We start from the raw sequence: 15,476 nt of genomic DNA on the forward strand, positions 1-15,476 counted from the left end.
GTTATCCCTCCTTTTCGAAAACGTGTATGTCAAAGGCGATGCGGCAGTCCAGCCGCGTGAGTTTACATAATTTTTCAACGCCGGCCTTCGGCGTTTTCCAGCAGTAGGGCGTCATGCCGAACAGCGCCTGTATGTCCGCCGGATCCTCCAGATGGATAACGTCCCGTACGTGTCGGATGCTCACATACCGGAAGCCCTCATAGGGCGTCTCCTTCACCTCATTGACATAGGGGTGGTCATAGAGCACCTGCTTCATCTCCCACAGATGCATTTCTCCGGGCACCACATAGATAAAGTGCCCGCCGGGCCGCAGCACACGGCGGAATTCCTCGATGGCCAGCGGCGAGAAGCAGTTGATGAGCAGGTCTACGGACCCGTCTGCCGCCGGCAGGCGGTAGGAGGAGGCCACAGCGAACTGCACGTTTTTCTCCCGCTTAGCTGCCAGACGCAGTATGGGCTTGGAGATATCGATCCCGGCCATCACCGGCGTCTTCCCAGCCTCACACAGGGCACGATAGATGCCCGCGGTGTAGTAGCCCTCGCCGCAGCCGTTGTCCAGCACCGCCGGGGCATCGCCGGTCAACTCCACAGCGAGTTGACATAATTCTTCGCATAGCGGGGCGTAGTAGCCCTTTTCCAGAAAGGCGTGCCGCGCCGCGGCCATAGCCTTGTCATCGCCGGGGGTTTTGGAGTGCTTCCGGTTCACCGGCAGCAGATAGGTATAGCCCTCCCTGGCGATGTCGAAGCAGTGGCCGGCGGGGCAGAGATAGCTGCCCTCCCGCCGCGTCAGCGCGCCGCCGCACATGGGGCAGACGAACAGACTGTTCATCGCTCACCCTCCGGCAGTGTCACGTCGTGTATCCATTTACGGGACCGGATGCGCCACAGGCAGATGGGACACTTGATAAAGCTCTCCGCCTGTATGGCCAGCGACACGAACCAGGGATCCGCGTCCAGCACCAGCGCCAGCAGGGCCGTCAGCGGCAGCGCCACCAGCCACTGGGGACCCAGATCCAGTGCCGTGGACCAGAACACATCGCCGCCTGCCCGCAGGATACCGGTGACGGCGGAGATGGAGTAGGCGTGGAAGGGGATGCAGGCGAAGCCCGTCACCGCAAGGGTGGTGGCAAGATGGGCACTGAGGTCGTACAGCTTGAACAGTGGGAAGACCACCGGCTGGAACAGCAGCGGTACCAGCGCCAGGGCGATGACGGCCAGTGCGGCGCCCACCAGTATCGTCACCCAGGACAGCGTCCTGGACAGGTCCATCAGCTCATCGTGGCTCTGTCCCTCACCGATGGCCTTGCCGATCATCACGGCGGTGGCGGCGCCCAGACCAAAGCACACCACCAGGAACAGGCGGTTCAGGTTGCCCATGACGGCGTTGGCCGCCAGAAACTCTACCGAGATGGCCATGTGTCCCAGAATGACGGTGAGCAGGCTGTTGCCCAGCCCCCAGAACAGCTCGTTGGCCATCACCGGCGAGGCGTATTTCACGAACCGGCGCAGCATCTCCCAGCCCGGACGGAGGAGCGCCTTCAGGTCCAGGGGGATGACCCGGCTCCGCAGGGCGCAGAACAGGCATACGGCGAACTCCGCCACGCGGGAGAGCAGCGTGGCGATGGCCGCGCCCTCCACGCCCAGCATGGGAAAGCCGCACTTGCCGAAGATCAGCAGGTAGTTCATGCCGGTATTCAGCACTGTGGACATACCAAACAGCTTCATGCCGAAGCTGGCGTTCTCCACGCTGCGCTGCGCGCTGACGTAGATAGACGAGAGCATATTGAACACATAGGAGAAGCCGATGACCCGCAGGTACGGCGCGCCAAGCAGGGACAGATGGTGCTTGTTGCTCATCAGGTCCATGATCTGTACTGGCCACAGGAACAGCGCCAGCGCGATGACCAGCGCCAGAGCCACGCCCAGCCCCGCCGCCACGCCGATGGCGCGGCTGATGCTGGTCAGGTCCTTTTTGCCCCAGTACTGGCTGATCAGGATGCCCACGCCGGACTGGACGCCGAACACGATGGAGATCAGCAGGAATACCGGCACGTTGGCCGCTGTTACCGCCGCCATCTCATTGTTGCCCAGCTGGCTGACCATCAGTGTGTCGATCAGGCCCAGAGAGAAAGTGATCAGGTTTTGCAGGGCGATGGGCCCGGTCAGCCGGAGCAGATATCCGTAGAAGGCCTTGTCGCGCTTCAGAGCTTGCAGCATGGTTCACCTCATTAAGAAAATTGGATTATCAAAGCATGGGGAAGCGGCTGTCCCGGTGGGCGAGCAGCGCCTGGCACAGGACATCCACGTCCTCCCGTGTATTGTCAGGGGAGAAGGAGATACGGATCACGCCGGCGGCAGTCTTTTTGTCCAGCCCCAGAGCGGAGACCACATGGCTCGCCTTCCCCTGATGGCAGGCAGAGCCTGCGGAGATGCAGATGCCCTGCGCACCCAGGTCCGTTACGATGTTGGCGCTGGGATACCCTACCAGCGACACCGCCAGAATGTGGGGGGCCGTACCCTCGCCCACGGGGACCACGCCGCCCATGGCCAGCAGCTTCTCCCGGCAATAGGCCTTCAGTCCGGCCATGTGGGCCAGCTTGGCGTCATAATCGGCCAGCCGCAGCTCCACCGCCTTGGCAAAGCCGGCGATCTGGGCCGTGGCCTCGGTGCCGGAGCGCGCGCCGCGCTCCTGTCCGCCGCCGGGCAGCAGGGGGCGGGGGTTCCGCACCCGGGGACCGATGTACAGCGCGCCCACGCCCTTTGGCCCGCCGACCTTGTGACCGGACAGGCTCATCAGGTCTACGCCCCAGCCCTCCGGGTCGCAGGGGACCTTCAAAAAGCCCTGCACCGCGTCGCAGTGCAGCAGGGCAGGGGAGCCCTTCTCCCGCAGCAGGGCAGCGATGTCCGCCGCGGGAAATACGCAGCCCGTCTCGTTGTTCACCAGCATCACAGACACCAGGGCGGTGTCCTCCCGCAGGGCATCCGCCACCTGTTCGGCGGTGACATTGCCGTCCCGTCCTGGCTTCAGATAGGTGACCTCATACCCCTGCTGGGCCAGCAGCTTGCAGGGCTCCAGAACGGCGCTGTGCTCCACGGCGGTGGTGATGATGTGTCTGCCCCTGTGCCGGTTCTGCCACAGGGCGGCCTGTATGGCCCAGTTGTCGCTCTCCGTGCCGCAGGAGGTGAAGTACAGGCGCTCTGCGGGGCAGCCCAGCGCCCCGGCGATGACGGCCCGCCAGCCCTCCACGGCTTTTTTCATCTCCACCCCTATGGGGTATTGGGAGGAGGGATTGCCAAAGTGCGCCGTCAGCACCTCGTACATGGCGTCGGCCACGGCTTTGGGCACCGGCGTGGTGGCGGCGTTATCAAAATAGACCATAGAGAGCCTCCTGTTTCACGAACGGGTCTTGAAAGACACGGTAAAATACAGTATAATAAACCGATCAAAAAGCGGGAGTGAAAAACACCTTCACCCGTGAAACCTTATTATACGATAGAATAGGGGAAAGTGCAAGATGCGTGTTGCCATCTATACCTTGGGCTGCAAGGTGAACCAATACGAGACACAGGCCATGGAGCAGGAGCTGCTGCGCCGCGGTCATACGCTGGTGCCCGCCGAGACAGAGGCCGACGGCTATATCGTCAACACCTGCTCCGTCACCGCCATCAGTGACAAGAAATCCCGGCAGATGATCCGCCGGTGTCATAAGCTGAACCCCAACGCGGTGGTGGCCGCCTGCGGCTGTTATGTGCAGACCCACCCGGAGGTGGTGGCGGCACTGGACGTGGACCTGCTGGCCGGTACCGGTGACCGCATGGCGTTTCTGGACCTGTTCGAGCAGGCAGCCCACGAGAAGGAGCCGGTGAGACTGTTGGACGACGCCCTGCGCCGCCGGGAATTCGAGGTGCTGCCCGCCGGCGGCATGGCCGAGCGCACCCGGGCCATGCTGAAGGTAGAGGACGGCTGTGTGAATTTCTGCACCTACTGCATCATCCCCTACGCCCGCGGTCCGGTGCGCTCCCTGCCGCTGGCGACGGCCGTAGCCCAGACGGAGCAGCTGCGGCGCGAGGGATACCGTGAGCTGGTGCTCACCGGTATCGAGATATCCTCCTGGGGCCACGATCTGAAAAACGGCCAAAGCCTCATCGACCTGCTGGAGGCGGTATCCGCCGCCGCGGGGGATATGCGTCTGCGGCTGGGGAGCCTGGAGCCCCGTACCATCACCGAGGACTTCTGCCGCCGGGCGTCGAAGCTGCCCAACCTGTGCCCCCACTTCCACCTGTCCCTGCAGTCCGGCTGTGACGAGACGCTGCGCCGCATGAACCGGAAGTACGACACGGCACGGTTTTACGAGTCCGTCACACTGCTGCGGCAGTATTTCCACCGGCCCGCCGTCACCACCGATCTGATCTGCGGCTTCCCCGACGAGACGGACAGGGAGTTCGGACAGACCATGGCCTTTATCGAAAAGTGCGCCTTCGCGGATATGCACGTCTTTCCCTATTCCGTCCGTCCCGGCACCAAGGCGGCGGAGCTGGTGCAGTTCAGCGCCGCGGTAAAGGAGGAACGGACCCGCCGCGCCGTGGCCGTGGCCCGGACCATGCACCGCGCCTATCTGGAGGGCTGCGTGGGGCAGACCTACCCGGTGCTCTATGAGCAGGAGAAGGACGGCCTCTACACCGGCCACGCCCCCAACTACTGTGAGGTGTGCGTCCGCGCCGAAGATTTACATAATAAAATTATCGATACAAAAATAGTCGGTATAGATGGTGATGTACTGATAGGAGAGTTGACATAACATGAACCACTTTTTCGCCTATATCAACCGTATGCGCTTCATCCAGCGCTGGTCGCTCATGCGGAACAGCTACACGGAGAACATCCAGGAGCACAGCCACCAGACGGCGGTGCTGGCCCACGCGCTGGCGGTGCTGCGCAACGAGCGCTTCGGCGGCCAGGTGGACGTCGGCGCCGTGGCCGTGGCGGCGCTGTATCACGACGCCGGCGAGATACTCACCGGCGATATGCCCACCCCCATCAAGTATTACAACCCCGGCATCCGCGACGCCTACAAGGCCGTGGAGCAGGTGGCGGAGGACAAGCTCCTCTCCATGCTGCCGGAGGACCTGCGTCCCGCCTACGAGGATGCCCTCCGTCCCGCCGACCCGGAGATCGAGCAGCTGGTGAGGGCGGCGGATAAGCTCTCCGCCCACATCAAGTGCATCGAGGAGCTGAAGGCCGGCAACACCGAGTTCCGTCAGGCCGCCGCCCAGACCGCCGCCGCCATGGACGCCATGGCCCTGCCGGAGCTGGACTATTTCCGCGAGCATTTCCTGCCCAGCTATTCGCTGACATTAGACGAACTGGAATAGCAAACCGCACCTCCCGCGCCCTGCCATCGTCAGGTCTCCTCGACGTATACCCGATACGCCGTCGTCGGCCTGCCATCGACAGGACACGGGATCCATCGGTTTTCGGCAAACCGCGCCTCCCGCGCCAAAACAAAAAACCATCCGAGAGGAGTCTATAGTTATGAAAGCGATCGTTACCGTTGTGGGCAAGGACCAGGTGGGCATCATCGCCGGTGTGTGCAACACCCTGGCGGCCAGCCGCATCAACGTCCTGGATATCAGCCAGACCATCATGGAGGGCTACTTCACCATGATGATGGTGGTGGACCTGACCGAGTGTCAGGCGCCCTTCGACGCCCTGCGCGCCGATCTGAAGGCCTACGGCGAGGGCCGCGGCCTGTCCATCCGCATCCAGCGGGAGGACATCTTCGACGCCATGCACAAGCTGTAAGGGGTGGGAATATGCTGAGTCTGCAAAACATCTTCGACACCATTGCCATGGTGGACAAGCAGCACCTGGACATCCGCACCATCACCATGGGCATCTCCCTGCTGGACTGCGCCGACGAGGACATGGACCGCTGCTGCGACAAGATCTACGACAAGATCTGCTCCCGCGCCGAAAAGCTGGTCCAAACCGGCTGCGATATCGAGAGCGAGTTCGGCATCCCCATCGTCAACAAGCGCATCTCCGTCACGCCCATCGCCATTGCCGGCGCGGCCTGTAAAAGCGAGGACTTTGTCCCCCTGGCCCTGACGCTGGACCGCGCCGCCAAGACCTGCGGCGTCAACTTCATCGGCGGCTACTCCGCCCTGGTGCAGAAGGGCTTTACCTCCGGCGACCGGCGGCTCATCGCCTCCATTCCCGAGGCGCTGGCCCGCACGGAGCTGGTCTGCTCCAGCGTCAACGTGGGCAGCACCAAGGCCGGCATCAACATGGACGCCGTGGCCCAGATGGGCCGCGTCATCAAGGAGACGGCCCACCTGACCCGCGACCGTGACGGCCTGGGCTGCGCCAAGCTGGTGGTGTTCTGCAACGCCGTGGAGGACAACCCCTTCATGGCCGGCGCCTTCCACGGCGTGGGTGAGGCCGACACCGTCATCAACGTGGGCGTGTCCGGCCCCGGCGTGGTGTACCACGCCCTGCAGGGCTGCAAGGGCCAGCCCTTCGACGTGGTGGCCGAGACTATCAAAAAGACCGCCTTCCAGATCACCCGCATGGGCCAGATGGTGGCGTCCGAGGCCAGCCGCCGTCTGGATGTGCCCTTCGGCATCGTGGACCTGTCCCTGGCCCCCACCCCGGCGGTGGGCGACAGTGTGGCCCGCATCCTGGAGGAGATGGGCCTGTCCGTCTGCGGCACCCACGGCACCACCGCCGCCCTGGCCCTGCTGAACGACGCCGTGAAGAAGGGCGGCGTCATGGCCAGCGGCCATGTGGGCGGCCTGTCCGGCGCCTTTATCCCCGTCTCCGAGGACGAGGGCATGATCGCCGCGGCCCTGGACGGCACCCTGACCATCGACAAGCTGGAGGCCATGACCTGCGTGTGCTCTGTGGGCCTGGACATGATCGCCGTGCCCGGCAGTACCACGGCGGAGACGATCTCTGCCATCATCGCCGACGAGGCCGCCGTGGGCATGGTCAACAGCAAGACCACCGCCGTCCGCATCATCCCCGTGGAGGGCGCGGACGTGGGCGACACCGTGGAGATGGGCGGCCTGCTGGGCAGCGCGCCCCTGATGCCCGTCCACGAGGCCTCCAGCGCCGACTTTATCGCCCGCGGCGGCCGTATCCCCGCCCCGCTGCAAAGCCTGAAAAACTGATATGATCCGACCTGCGACAAGTCTCGACATCCCCCGGGCGCTGGAGATCTACGCCAGCGCCCGGCAGTTCATGCGCCGCAGCGGCAACACCGTCCAGTGGGTCAACGGCTACCCCTCCGAGGCCCTGCTCCGGTCGGACGTGGCCGCCGGCCGGCTGTTCGTCATGGAGGACGCGGGCGGCGTGTACGCCGTGTTTGCCTTCATCATCGGCGACGACCCCACCTATCAGGTCATCGACGGCGCGTGGCTGGATGACGAGACGCCATACGGCACCCTCCACCGCCTGGGCAGCGACGGTACCCATACCGGCGTGCTGGCCGAGGCCGTGGCCTGGGCGTGGACGCGGTGTCCCCATCTGCGGGCGGACACCCACGAGGATAACCACCCCATGCGCCGCTGCCTGGAACGCGCCGGCTTCGCGTACACCGGCACCATCCACGTCGCCGACGGCACCCCCCGCCGCGCCTACGAGCGCATATGACCCCCGTTAGCCTTCCCCTTGGGGGGTCCGCGGTGTTGAATGACAGGCCGGTGGCCTGTCAGACCCGCGAACCTACCGACCCGCAGGGAGACAGGTGTCAGCGAAGCTGACGGATGAGGTGTAGCCGCGCAGCGGCGTAAAGCCCTCGTCCCGCCGCGCAGGCGGCGTCTTAAACTCCCCGGCGGCGTCAACCGCCACCAACCAAAGCCGCCCTCCGTCAACAAGTCCTGCCAATGCTCTGAAAATTCCATCACGGATTTTCTGCGGTCCATCTTTTTTATTGCTCTGTATGGAAACGCATGATATGATGGATTTGGCAGCGGTGAAAGAAACCGGCAAATCGGAATTTGAATTTCTATAAATTATGACCTCTTAACAGAGGTTATAGGTTATCAATAAAATCCTCCAAAAGCCTTGGAAATAAAGGATTTTTCGCTGTGTGCTCGCCTTATCCCTTTATACGATTTCACTATTGTTTATGCTTCCCTCGTGACCTCATAAGGGAAAAATCAAGGGAAGAAAAAACTCGTAACACAATATAACAAAATGTGGTAATCAGGAAACTGTGACATATGTGCGAATATATTATACTGGAGGATTTTATAATGGACAAGTACATTTACGATAACAGCAACGGCTTATGGTATGAATTACAGGGAGATTATTACATCCCCTGTTTGGTATTACCTGCCGAAAAAGAAGAAAGGCATATCGGAGTATGGGGACAGCGGCATTTGCGGTATATCCGTGAGCATAGAAAAGTGTTCTACATCAAGCTGTTGACAAGCGGCAAACTGCAATCCCACCTTGCCGATGTTGAAGAACAGGCACAGGAACTGTTTGACCATCTTATGAAACAACGGGCAGAGCGTGAGGGCATTACCGAAAAACTGAAAGCAGACAACCAAATGGAATGGGTTGGCAGAATGAGCAATCTGCGGTCTGCGGTTACGGAAACTGTCAATGCCGAGGTGATCTTCGTATGAGAAAACGGAAGTATTACCTTTACCTCACAGCAGAAGAGCGGCGGTATATCTTCAATGCTTTGCTTGCTTTCAGCAACAGACTGATAGCACAAGGCAGATATACGGATGCCGTTGACGAGGTTATGATAAAGTTCGCAAAATGAGACTGTAACGCCAAAATACACAAAATCGAGGGGTAAGGTACAAACACCTTACCCCTCTGTTTTTGCGGTCAGAAAATAGCTTGAAATATGGCTTTTCATCCCATTTTCGTTACTTGTCTACTTTCTCTAACATCGCATCATAAATTGCCTGTGTTTCTTTTGGATCGCTCATTCCAATGACAAGAGTTTTCTCGCCGGAAGTCAAGATAATATGCTCTTTAGCACCTGTATAGGAATATAAGGTGTATGATCCAAATTCATCATTTTGGAAAATGCCCATAGATAGTTTGGGAGAACCAAAACCGCTTGTTCGCACTCCTACATCTAAATTCTTACGGTATTCAATGGTCTCAATTTCGGAATAATCGATCTCCAGGTCTGTCCAATAGGTTGCATTGATCGTTAATGCTGTATCTTCGCACTTTACCTCGATGTTACCAGTAAACATTAAAAGAGCAACACCTAATAAAATGATGGGTACTATAACTGCGGTTATTCTAAGCGCAATTTTTTCCGCACCGCTTTTGGGCGCTTCAGCATATACAATTCCTTCCTTTTGATGCTGTTTGTAAATGAAATAAGAGTAAACTATAGGAATAATCGCCAAAGCAGCAATCACACATACTACAACCCATACCATCACTTTTAGAGGAAGAAAAATGGAGAGCAATAAAATAAGTCCTCCAACTACCCAGACCTTACCGCCAAATCTATGCGTTTTATTCCAATTCTCCTCGTTATTCAACGCCCAAGAAATCTTGATACCCAGCGTTCTGTTTTGTTTAACTTTGGGTAAGTAATTGCCTATAAAGATGAACATTACTCCGAGCATAGCCGGCATAAAAAATGCTAAATCAAATTCTTTGCCAAAAGCTGCACGATACATTATTCCGTTTGCGAAAAGGGATATAATCGGAAGAATCCAAAAAACCATTCCCAATGCTTTTTGATTTTGATCTTTTTGTTTTTTATCCAATGAAGTAAAAAGCAAACAAACAAAATGGAAAATCAAAAGTATGATAGGTGTACCAAAGACAGCAAAGACCTTTCCGCTTAATCCGTCCGCATTGCCGTCAGCTCCCCAATGGGTTGTAATAATGTCAGGCAAATCATTCCACATAATGATCCCGAATAAAGCCGGAAGTAAAATAATAATTGACGATATTATAACCTTAATCTTGTTCTTTTTAAGCATTATCATTATCCCCTTTCAAATCTGCAATCCATAGCATAGTTTCCTCCAAAACAGAGGTGTTGATTTCATAGAAAATGAACTTTCCTTCTCTTGTATCTCTGATTAAGTCAGCATCCTTCAACACCGATAGATGTCTTGAAATCGAAGGTGCTGTTACAGAGAAATGGTTGGTAATCTCTCCCGCAGACATTCGCCCCTTTTTCAGCATATTTAGTATTTCACGGCGAATTGGGTCAGCAAGAGCTTTTAATGTCTGTTGCAGTCCCATTTGACATCCTCCCTTAACATTTAACCAAATTGTTAATTATATTATACGCATAGAGACTATAATTGTCAATAGGTTCGCTAAGATTTTCATACAAATTGAAAGGGGCGGCTTTCTCTTTGCCGCCCGTAATATGTAATCCCGCAAGGCAGGGAAACTGCCCTGCGGTGTTGTTTTCGGTGTTAAAGCTATCTTTCTCTGTCGTGGGATCGATGCTTGGGTTTGGTCTGTCTGCCCTCTGCCTGCAACCGTCTTAGCTGGTCACGGACACTTTGCTTTTCTGGCGGTGCATACCGTTCTTTTTCGGCGGGTCTGCTTTTTTCTTTGACCTTGCGTTCCCATTCTGCAAGCTCTCGGTTGTAGTTATTAACTATGACTTCTGCCTTGCAGTAGGTTGCCATAAATGCTTGCACGTCGGGATAACCGTCATCTTTCAGAATATCGGGTATTGTTTCAAGCATAGCGGAGATTTTTTCTTCCCTCTGCTGTATCTGCGTTTCCAACGCCTTTCGCTCCTTGCCCTTGAATATACCCTTTGTTTCGGCAAGCTGTGCCTTTAACTTGGGTACTTCATCCTGCAAGCTGCGGATTTCTCTTGCCCTGTCCTGCACCCGTATCATCAGCTTCTGCATTGTGCGGAACTCTGCCATATCCATATTGAGTACCGGTTTGGGCGGTAGTGCCGTCTGCCTTATCAGGTTCTGCAAAAATTCCTTTGCCTTGCCCACAATACTGCGGAACAGATTTGGCAGCCATCCATTCGCTTTAATGGATTGACTTGCTTTTTGGTGGATCTCATCTTTCTTGATTTCCAGTATCTTGGCTTCTTCAATCCCTGATATGAGTGCCATATCCGCCGTTCTGTTCCATTCCTGCCTTGCGGCATTGTCTGCTTCAATTTCTGCGGCTTTGGGATTGTTCTTGCCAATCTTCTTGGTTGGCAGATAGATACTGTCGGGATTGAACACCTTTAGGTGCTGTTCGAGGTCTGAGATATGCCGATTGATAAGGGCGGTATAGATTTCCTTTACTTCCCGAAGAAAAGGGTCGCTTTTGAAGCGGTCATCCTTTACGGTGAAAAGGTGCTGTTCGTATATGCCGCCTTTGGGGATAACGGTACAGCCCTCACGGACTTTGCCGCTTTCATCGGTGATCTCTTTCTTGGTGCGTACCCGCTTGCCCGTTTCATCATAGAATACGCTTCGGGTGGCGATCTTTATATCCGGCTCGGCAAGTAGCCGCCTTTCACTGAATATAAGGTGGATGTGGTAATTGGTCTTTCTCTTGTTGTGGTGGAGTGCCGATACACATTCCACATTGTACCGTCTGCGAAATTCCTCTGTGAAATCTTCAAGTACCTGTTGCGGCTCATAGGTGGTGTAAACTTCGGGCAGGGCAATTATCAATTCCCTTGCTTCGATACACTTCCCCGGCGAGTTGCTTCGCTTAAATTCCTGCTGACATTCTTTTGCAAGGTTTCGCCAAAAGGAATTGTCTGCGGTGCGGTAAGTGGCATAGAGGTTTTCCTGTCTTGCATGGCTTGTAATATACGATATTCTTCCCTTGACATTATACAGCTTTGACATCTGAATAAAGCTGTGGCGTGTCATAAATCATCTCCGTTCTGTGTTGTAAAGGTGCGTTCTCATTTTGCAACCGACTTGTCGGTTGCGGCTGTTTTGGCGGCGGGTGCTGACGAGACAGCCAATGAAAATTGCGGCAGCAATTTTCTCTGTATCATAGCGGCGGTATATGCCGACAAGCTGTGATACAGGCTCCCTGCAAGGGCGAAATATCACTTGAACAAATCGTAGATTTGTGCGAGGGGTGTATTTCGCTCTCAAACGCCGAGGGCTTTGAGAACGGTTTACTCTACCTTACGGACATCATCCTGACACAGTAGGTTTCTGCCCTGATTGACGGTCATAAAACGCTCTAAGGTATCCCTGCGGATAATGGTTTTACGTCCGACCTTCAGAACAGGCAGCTTGCCCCAGTCCACCAACTTTCGCATTGTGTTTCTGCCGATGCCGCTGGTTTCTGCCGCTTCTTCGATTGTCATTCCCATTTTGATTGCGTTCATAGTGCTGTTCTCCTTTCTTAAATACTCAAAATGCAACTTTGGTATTATCATTATACTTATTTTGCCATCACTTGTCAACCTGTTTTGCAACCTTTTAAGGATTATTTTTAATATTTTTCGGAAATAGGGGTTGCAAATTGAGCTTGTTTGTGCTATACTGTACTCAAACAGGAGGTGAATACCTTGGAAGAAGAAACAATGTTTACCCCAAAACAAGTCGGGGAACGCATTAAAGAGCGTAGAATAGAACTCAAACTTTCTATGCCGGAACTTGGCAAGCGTATCGGCGTGAACAAGTCTACCATTCAAAGGTATGAAGCTGACGGCGTTGATCCGAAGCGAACAATGATTATCAACGGTCTTGCCGAAGCACTTCTTACCACTCCCGAATGGCTGACAGGTCTTTCTGATGATAAGGAATATGACAGCTATACACTCTGCCAAAAGGACATTGAGCAGCACATCAAGAAATATCTTGATACGGTGTCCTCTACCGTAAAGGGTGAGCCGCACCAACAGATGCTCACTACATTTCTCGGGAAGATAATTGATTTGTACTCTGTGCTTTGCCACTACTTTTCCGATGCTATGACAGAGGTTGACCGTGTGGCAAACGATGAAGGCTTGAAGCAATCGCTTATGCGATACGCTATCGAGTCGGGAGCGATTACCGAAAAGGTCTATCGCAACGAAATGGAATTACCTATCGAAGATATGAAACGATTTCTTGACGGGATTTTACATATCTACGATGAAGGTCGTACCGCTGTAAAGATGGGCGATCTCTTCGAGATAGTGACGGAAGCTGAAAAAAGGCTATCCGAAAAGAACAATTCCGTGGCACCTTGACAATTAAAAAAGCCGATTGAAACCAATCGGCAGAAGTGACACTATTTACTTTACGCACACCATATGTCACAGTTCCGATTGCCACGGATAGAAAGGAGAGATTTTATCTATGGCAAAAGGTTCTGTAAGAAAGAAAGGCAAAAAGTGGTACTACCGCTTCTATATCGAAGATGAAAGCGGAAACCGTGTGCAGAAGGAGTTTCCCGGCACTGAAAGCAAGGCTGAAACAGAAGCCCTTATGCGAAAGGCAATGGAAGACTACGAGGAAAAGAAATTCGTAGCCAAGTCCGAAAATGTTACGGTGGGAACGTTGCTGGATCAATGGGTGGAAGAAGAACTGAAGCCCGGCAATCTGAGCAATGGTACAGTAATGGCATATCAGGGTACGGTAAACCGTATCAAGCAGTACCCGATTGGGGAACGCAAGCTGAAAACTGTAACTGCTGACCATTTACAGGCATATATCGACTTCCTCAGTTTCGGTGGCACAAATCCCGATGGCACACAGGCAAAGGCTCTCAGCAAGGGGTATCTGCGATTGTTCTCGGCAGTCCTGCAAGGGGCGTTCCGTTTTGCGGTGTTCCCGAAAAGGCTGATTTCCTTTAACCCGATGCAGTATGTAGTGTGGAGGGGCAAAAAGGAAGAATACGAACTGTTCTCAGACGAGGACGGGAATGTGACTTCCGCCCCCACAATCAGCCATGAGCAGTATCTGAAGCTGGAGGACTTTCTGAAAAAGAAAGACAATCCGGCGTTGCTGCCCATTCAGATTGCCTACTACACGGGGCTTCGAATCGGCGAGGTTTGCGGCTTGACCTGGCAGGATATTAACCTTGAAGGTCAGTACCTTACAGTACGCCGCAGTATGCGCTACAACGGGGCAAGGCACAAGACGGAAATCGGAGCGACCAAGCGAAAGAAAATCCGTACTGTGGACTTCTGCGACACACTGGCAGAAATTCTTAGAACAGCCAAAGCCGAACAGCATAAAAACCGCTTCCGATACGGAGAGTTGTACAGCCTCAACTATTACAGTGAGGTCAAAGAAAAAGACCGTACTTATTACGAGGTTTACAGTCTGCCGAGAACGGAAGAAGTCCCGGAGGGATACAAGGAAATATCCTTTGTCTGCCTCAGACCGGACGGGGCGTTTGAATCGCCGAGTACGGTAGGGATTATGTGCAGGGCGGCAAGGAAAAAGGTCGATGGGTTGGAGGACTTCCATTTCCACCAGCTTCGTCACACATTCACAAGCAATCTGCTCTCAAATGGGGCTGCCCCAAAGGATGTGCAGGAGCTTCTCGGACACGCTGATGTCAGTACCACAATGAATATCTACGCTCACGCTACAAGGGAAGCGAAGCGTACTTCCGCAAGGCTGCTGGATAAGGTAGTCGGCGGCGAATAACAAAAAGTTTCCCTTGTTTTCGCTCATAAGGGCAAAAACAAGGGAAAATACATAAGGTTTGAGAATTACACTGGCGAAAAGCCTTGAAAATACAGAGTTTTCAGAGGGTTAAATAGAAAAATCGGAATTTGGAGAGGAAGAAATGTTTTTAGATATATACAATTTTTTTAGAATGGAAATGAATAGCGGAAGTGTTTTGGGATACTTTTTGCAAGCTCTACCAAGTGCTTGTATTGTAGGCTTGGTGTTCTTGGCAATTCGTTCCATAATTCTGAAGAAAAAGAAAATACAAATTAAGTGGAAGAAGGAAGCTTTGCAAACTGTTTTCATTTGCTATCTCACTGGTCTTGTAAGCCTTGTTGTCCTTCCTGCAAACTTTTGGTTATCTTTTTATGATGGCATATTTTTTGGATGGTGGAATGAAATGAGACAAGTATTTCAATTCGGTGTAGTAAATCTTGTTCCTTCAGTTATAAAATGCCTAAATGGAGAACTTTCACTGGGGAGTTGGGATAAAACAATGTTGATTGGCAATATCGCGATGTTTGTTCCGTTTGGCTTTTTTCTTCCGCTTGTTACAGAAATTAGGAACAGAAGAAAGCTGGTATTGCTTGCTATTGTAATTCCGATTTGTTTTGAAATGGCACAACTGTTCTTTGGCAGAAGTTTTGATGTGGATGATTTGATTTGTAACTTTATCGGTATAATTATCGGTGCTTTGATTGCATATGCCATTTTGAAAGCTAAATCTAAAGACAGATAACTTCCAGTTTGATGAAGTACAAGGCCATCTTCGAGCGCAACGCCGACCGTCTTGTGAACGCCAACACCATTTACGAGGGACAGGTCATTGTCCTGCCCGCGAAGTAAGCACAAGCAATCCACATAACGAA

17 protein-coding genes are annotated in these 15,476 nt (G+C 54.1%); 9 read left to right on the forward strand and 8 right to left on the reverse strand.

What is annotated here, in order from left to right; genetic code table 11:
• Position 1: 1 nt before the first annotated feature.
• The 3 genes from ACOMDU_RS11265 to ACOMDU_RS11275 are packed head-to-tail and all read right to left on the reverse strand — an operon-like array spanning position 2 to position 3,379.
• Entirely contained in the window at positions 2 to 829 is an 828-nt protein-coding gene (locus tag ACOMDU_RS11265; RefSeq protein ID WP_421130407.1) for a putative RNA methyltransferase, read from the reverse strand.
• On the reverse strand, positions 826 to 2,217 hold the full coding sequence (locus ACOMDU_RS11270; RefSeq protein WP_421130408.1) for an MATE family efflux transporter: 1,392 nt from the start codon (positions 2,215 to 2,217) through the stop codon (positions 826 to 828). The genes ACOMDU_RS11265 and ACOMDU_RS11270 overlap by 4 nt, the downstream gene beginning before the upstream one ends.
• A 28-nt stretch (positions 2,218 to 2,245) precedes the next feature.
• On the reverse strand, positions 2,246 to 3,379 hold the full coding sequence (locus ACOMDU_RS11275) for a cysteine desulfurase family protein (RefSeq protein ID WP_421130409.1): 1,134 nt from the start codon (positions 3,377 to 3,379) through the stop codon (positions 2,246 to 2,248).
• A gap of 136 nt (positions 3,380 to 3,515) precedes the next feature.
• Here ACOMDU_RS11275 and mtaB point away from each other — a divergent pair, with 136 nt between their 5' ends.
• The 5 genes from mtaB (at position 3,516) to ACOMDU_RS11300 (ending at position 7,654) form a co-directional block, all read left to right on the forward strand.
• Entirely contained in the window at positions 3,516 to 4,799 is a 1,284-nt protein-coding gene (gene mtaB / locus ACOMDU_RS11280) for a tRNA (N(6)-L-threonylcarbamoyladenosine(37)-C(2))-methylthiotransferase MtaB (protein WP_421130410.1), read from the forward strand.
• A 1-nt stretch (position 4,800) separates the two neighbouring features.
• Positions 4,801 to 5,373: a 5'-deoxynucleotidase gene (yfbR, locus tag ACOMDU_RS11285; RefSeq protein ID WP_421130411.1), complete on the forward strand. Its 573-nt coding sequence runs from the start codon at positions 4,801 to 4,803 to the stop codon at positions 5,371 to 5,373.
• A gap of 160 nt (positions 5,374 to 5,533) precedes the next feature.
• Complete coding sequence (locus ACOMDU_RS11290; protein ID WP_022136402.1) at positions 5,534 to 5,803, forward strand: ACT domain-containing protein; 270 nt, start codon at positions 5,534 to 5,536, stop codon at positions 5,801 to 5,803.
• 11 nt (positions 5,804 to 5,814) lie between these two features.
• Complete coding sequence (locus ACOMDU_RS11295; protein ID WP_421130412.1) at positions 5,815 to 7,173, forward strand: PFL family protein; 1,359 nt, start codon at positions 5,815 to 5,817, stop codon at positions 7,171 to 7,173.
• A gap of 1 nt (position 7,174) precedes the next feature.
• Positions 7,175 to 7,654, forward strand: coding sequence for a GNAT family N-acetyltransferase (locus tag ACOMDU_RS11300; protein WP_421130413.1), 480 nt, complete (start codon positions 7,175 to 7,177; stop codon positions 7,652 to 7,654).
• 72 nt (positions 7,655 to 7,726) lie between these two features.
• Here the strand turns inward: ACOMDU_RS11300 and ACOMDU_RS11305 are convergent, their stop codons facing one another.
• Positions 7,727 to 7,852 carry a hypothetical protein gene (locus ACOMDU_RS11305; RefSeq protein ID WP_421130414.1) on the reverse strand — a complete coding sequence of 42 codons (126 nt, stop codon included), beginning with the start codon at positions 7,850 to 7,852 and terminating at the stop codon, positions 7,727 to 7,729.
• A gap of 407 nt (positions 7,853 to 8,259) precedes the next feature.
• Here ACOMDU_RS11305 and ACOMDU_RS11310 point away from each other — a divergent pair, with 407 nt between their 5' ends.
• The gene (locus tag ACOMDU_RS11310) at positions 8,260 to 8,640 is read left to right on the forward strand and encodes a TnpV protein (RefSeq protein WP_117822230.1); all 381 of its coding nucleotides are present in this window, start codon (positions 8,260 to 8,262) and stop codon (positions 8,638 to 8,640) included.
• A gap of 252 nt (positions 8,641 to 8,892) precedes the next feature.
• On the opposite strand, the gene ACOMDU_RS11315 is transcribed toward ACOMDU_RS11310, so the two are convergent.
• From ACOMDU_RS11315 to ACOMDU_RS11330, 4 genes are all read right to left on the reverse strand, one after another.
• Positions 8,893 to 9,978 carry an SdpI family protein gene (locus tag ACOMDU_RS11315; RefSeq protein ID WP_181983873.1) on the reverse strand — a complete coding sequence of 362 codons (1,086 nt, stop codon included), beginning with the start codon at positions 9,976 to 9,978 and terminating at the stop codon, positions 8,893 to 8,895.
• The gene (locus ACOMDU_RS11320; protein WP_117822228.1) at positions 9,971 to 10,246 is read right to left on the reverse strand and encodes an autorepressor SdpR family transcription factor; all 276 of its coding nucleotides are present in this window, start codon (positions 10,244 to 10,246) and stop codon (positions 9,971 to 9,973) included. Before ACOMDU_RS11320 ends, ACOMDU_RS11315 begins: the two co-directional genes overlap by 8 nt.
• 185 nt (positions 10,247 to 10,431) lie before the next feature.
• Positions 10,432 to 11,853 (reverse strand): MobA/MobL family protein, encoded by a 1,422-nt coding sequence (locus tag ACOMDU_RS11325; protein ID WP_421130415.1) that lies wholly within the window; start codon positions 11,851 to 11,853, stop codon positions 10,432 to 10,434.
• Positions 11,854 to 12,110: 257 nt separating this feature from the next.
• Complete coding sequence (locus ACOMDU_RS11330) at positions 12,111 to 12,326, reverse strand: helix-turn-helix domain-containing protein (protein ID WP_117822226.1); 216 nt, start codon at positions 12,324 to 12,326, stop codon at positions 12,111 to 12,113.
• A 174-nt stretch (positions 12,327 to 12,500) separates the two neighbouring features.
• On the opposite strand from ACOMDU_RS11330, the gene ACOMDU_RS11335 reads away from it, so the two are divergent.
• From ACOMDU_RS11335 to ACOMDU_RS11345, 3 genes are all read left to right on the forward strand, one after another.
• Entirely contained in the window at positions 12,501 to 13,175 is a 675-nt protein-coding gene (locus tag ACOMDU_RS11335) for a helix-turn-helix domain-containing protein (protein WP_242997298.1), read from the forward strand.
• A 109-nt stretch (positions 13,176 to 13,284) separates the two neighbouring features.
• Complete coding sequence (locus tag ACOMDU_RS11340; protein ID WP_117822224.1) at positions 13,285 to 14,583, forward strand: tyrosine-type recombinase/integrase; 1,299 nt, start codon at positions 13,285 to 13,287, stop codon at positions 14,581 to 14,583.
• Positions 14,584 to 14,725: 142 nt separating this feature from the next.
• The gene (locus ACOMDU_RS11345) at positions 14,726 to 15,346 is read left to right on the forward strand and encodes a VanZ family protein (protein WP_421130416.1); all 621 of its coding nucleotides are present in this window, start codon (positions 14,726 to 14,728) and stop codon (positions 15,344 to 15,346) included.
• Positions 15,347 to 15,476: the final 130 nt, after the last annotated feature.

The organism is Vescimonas sanitatis, from assembly GCF_049060325.1.
GTDB classification, from domain to species: domain Bacteria; phylum Bacillota; class Clostridia; order Oscillospirales; family Oscillospiraceae; genus Vescimonas; species Vescimonas sanitatis.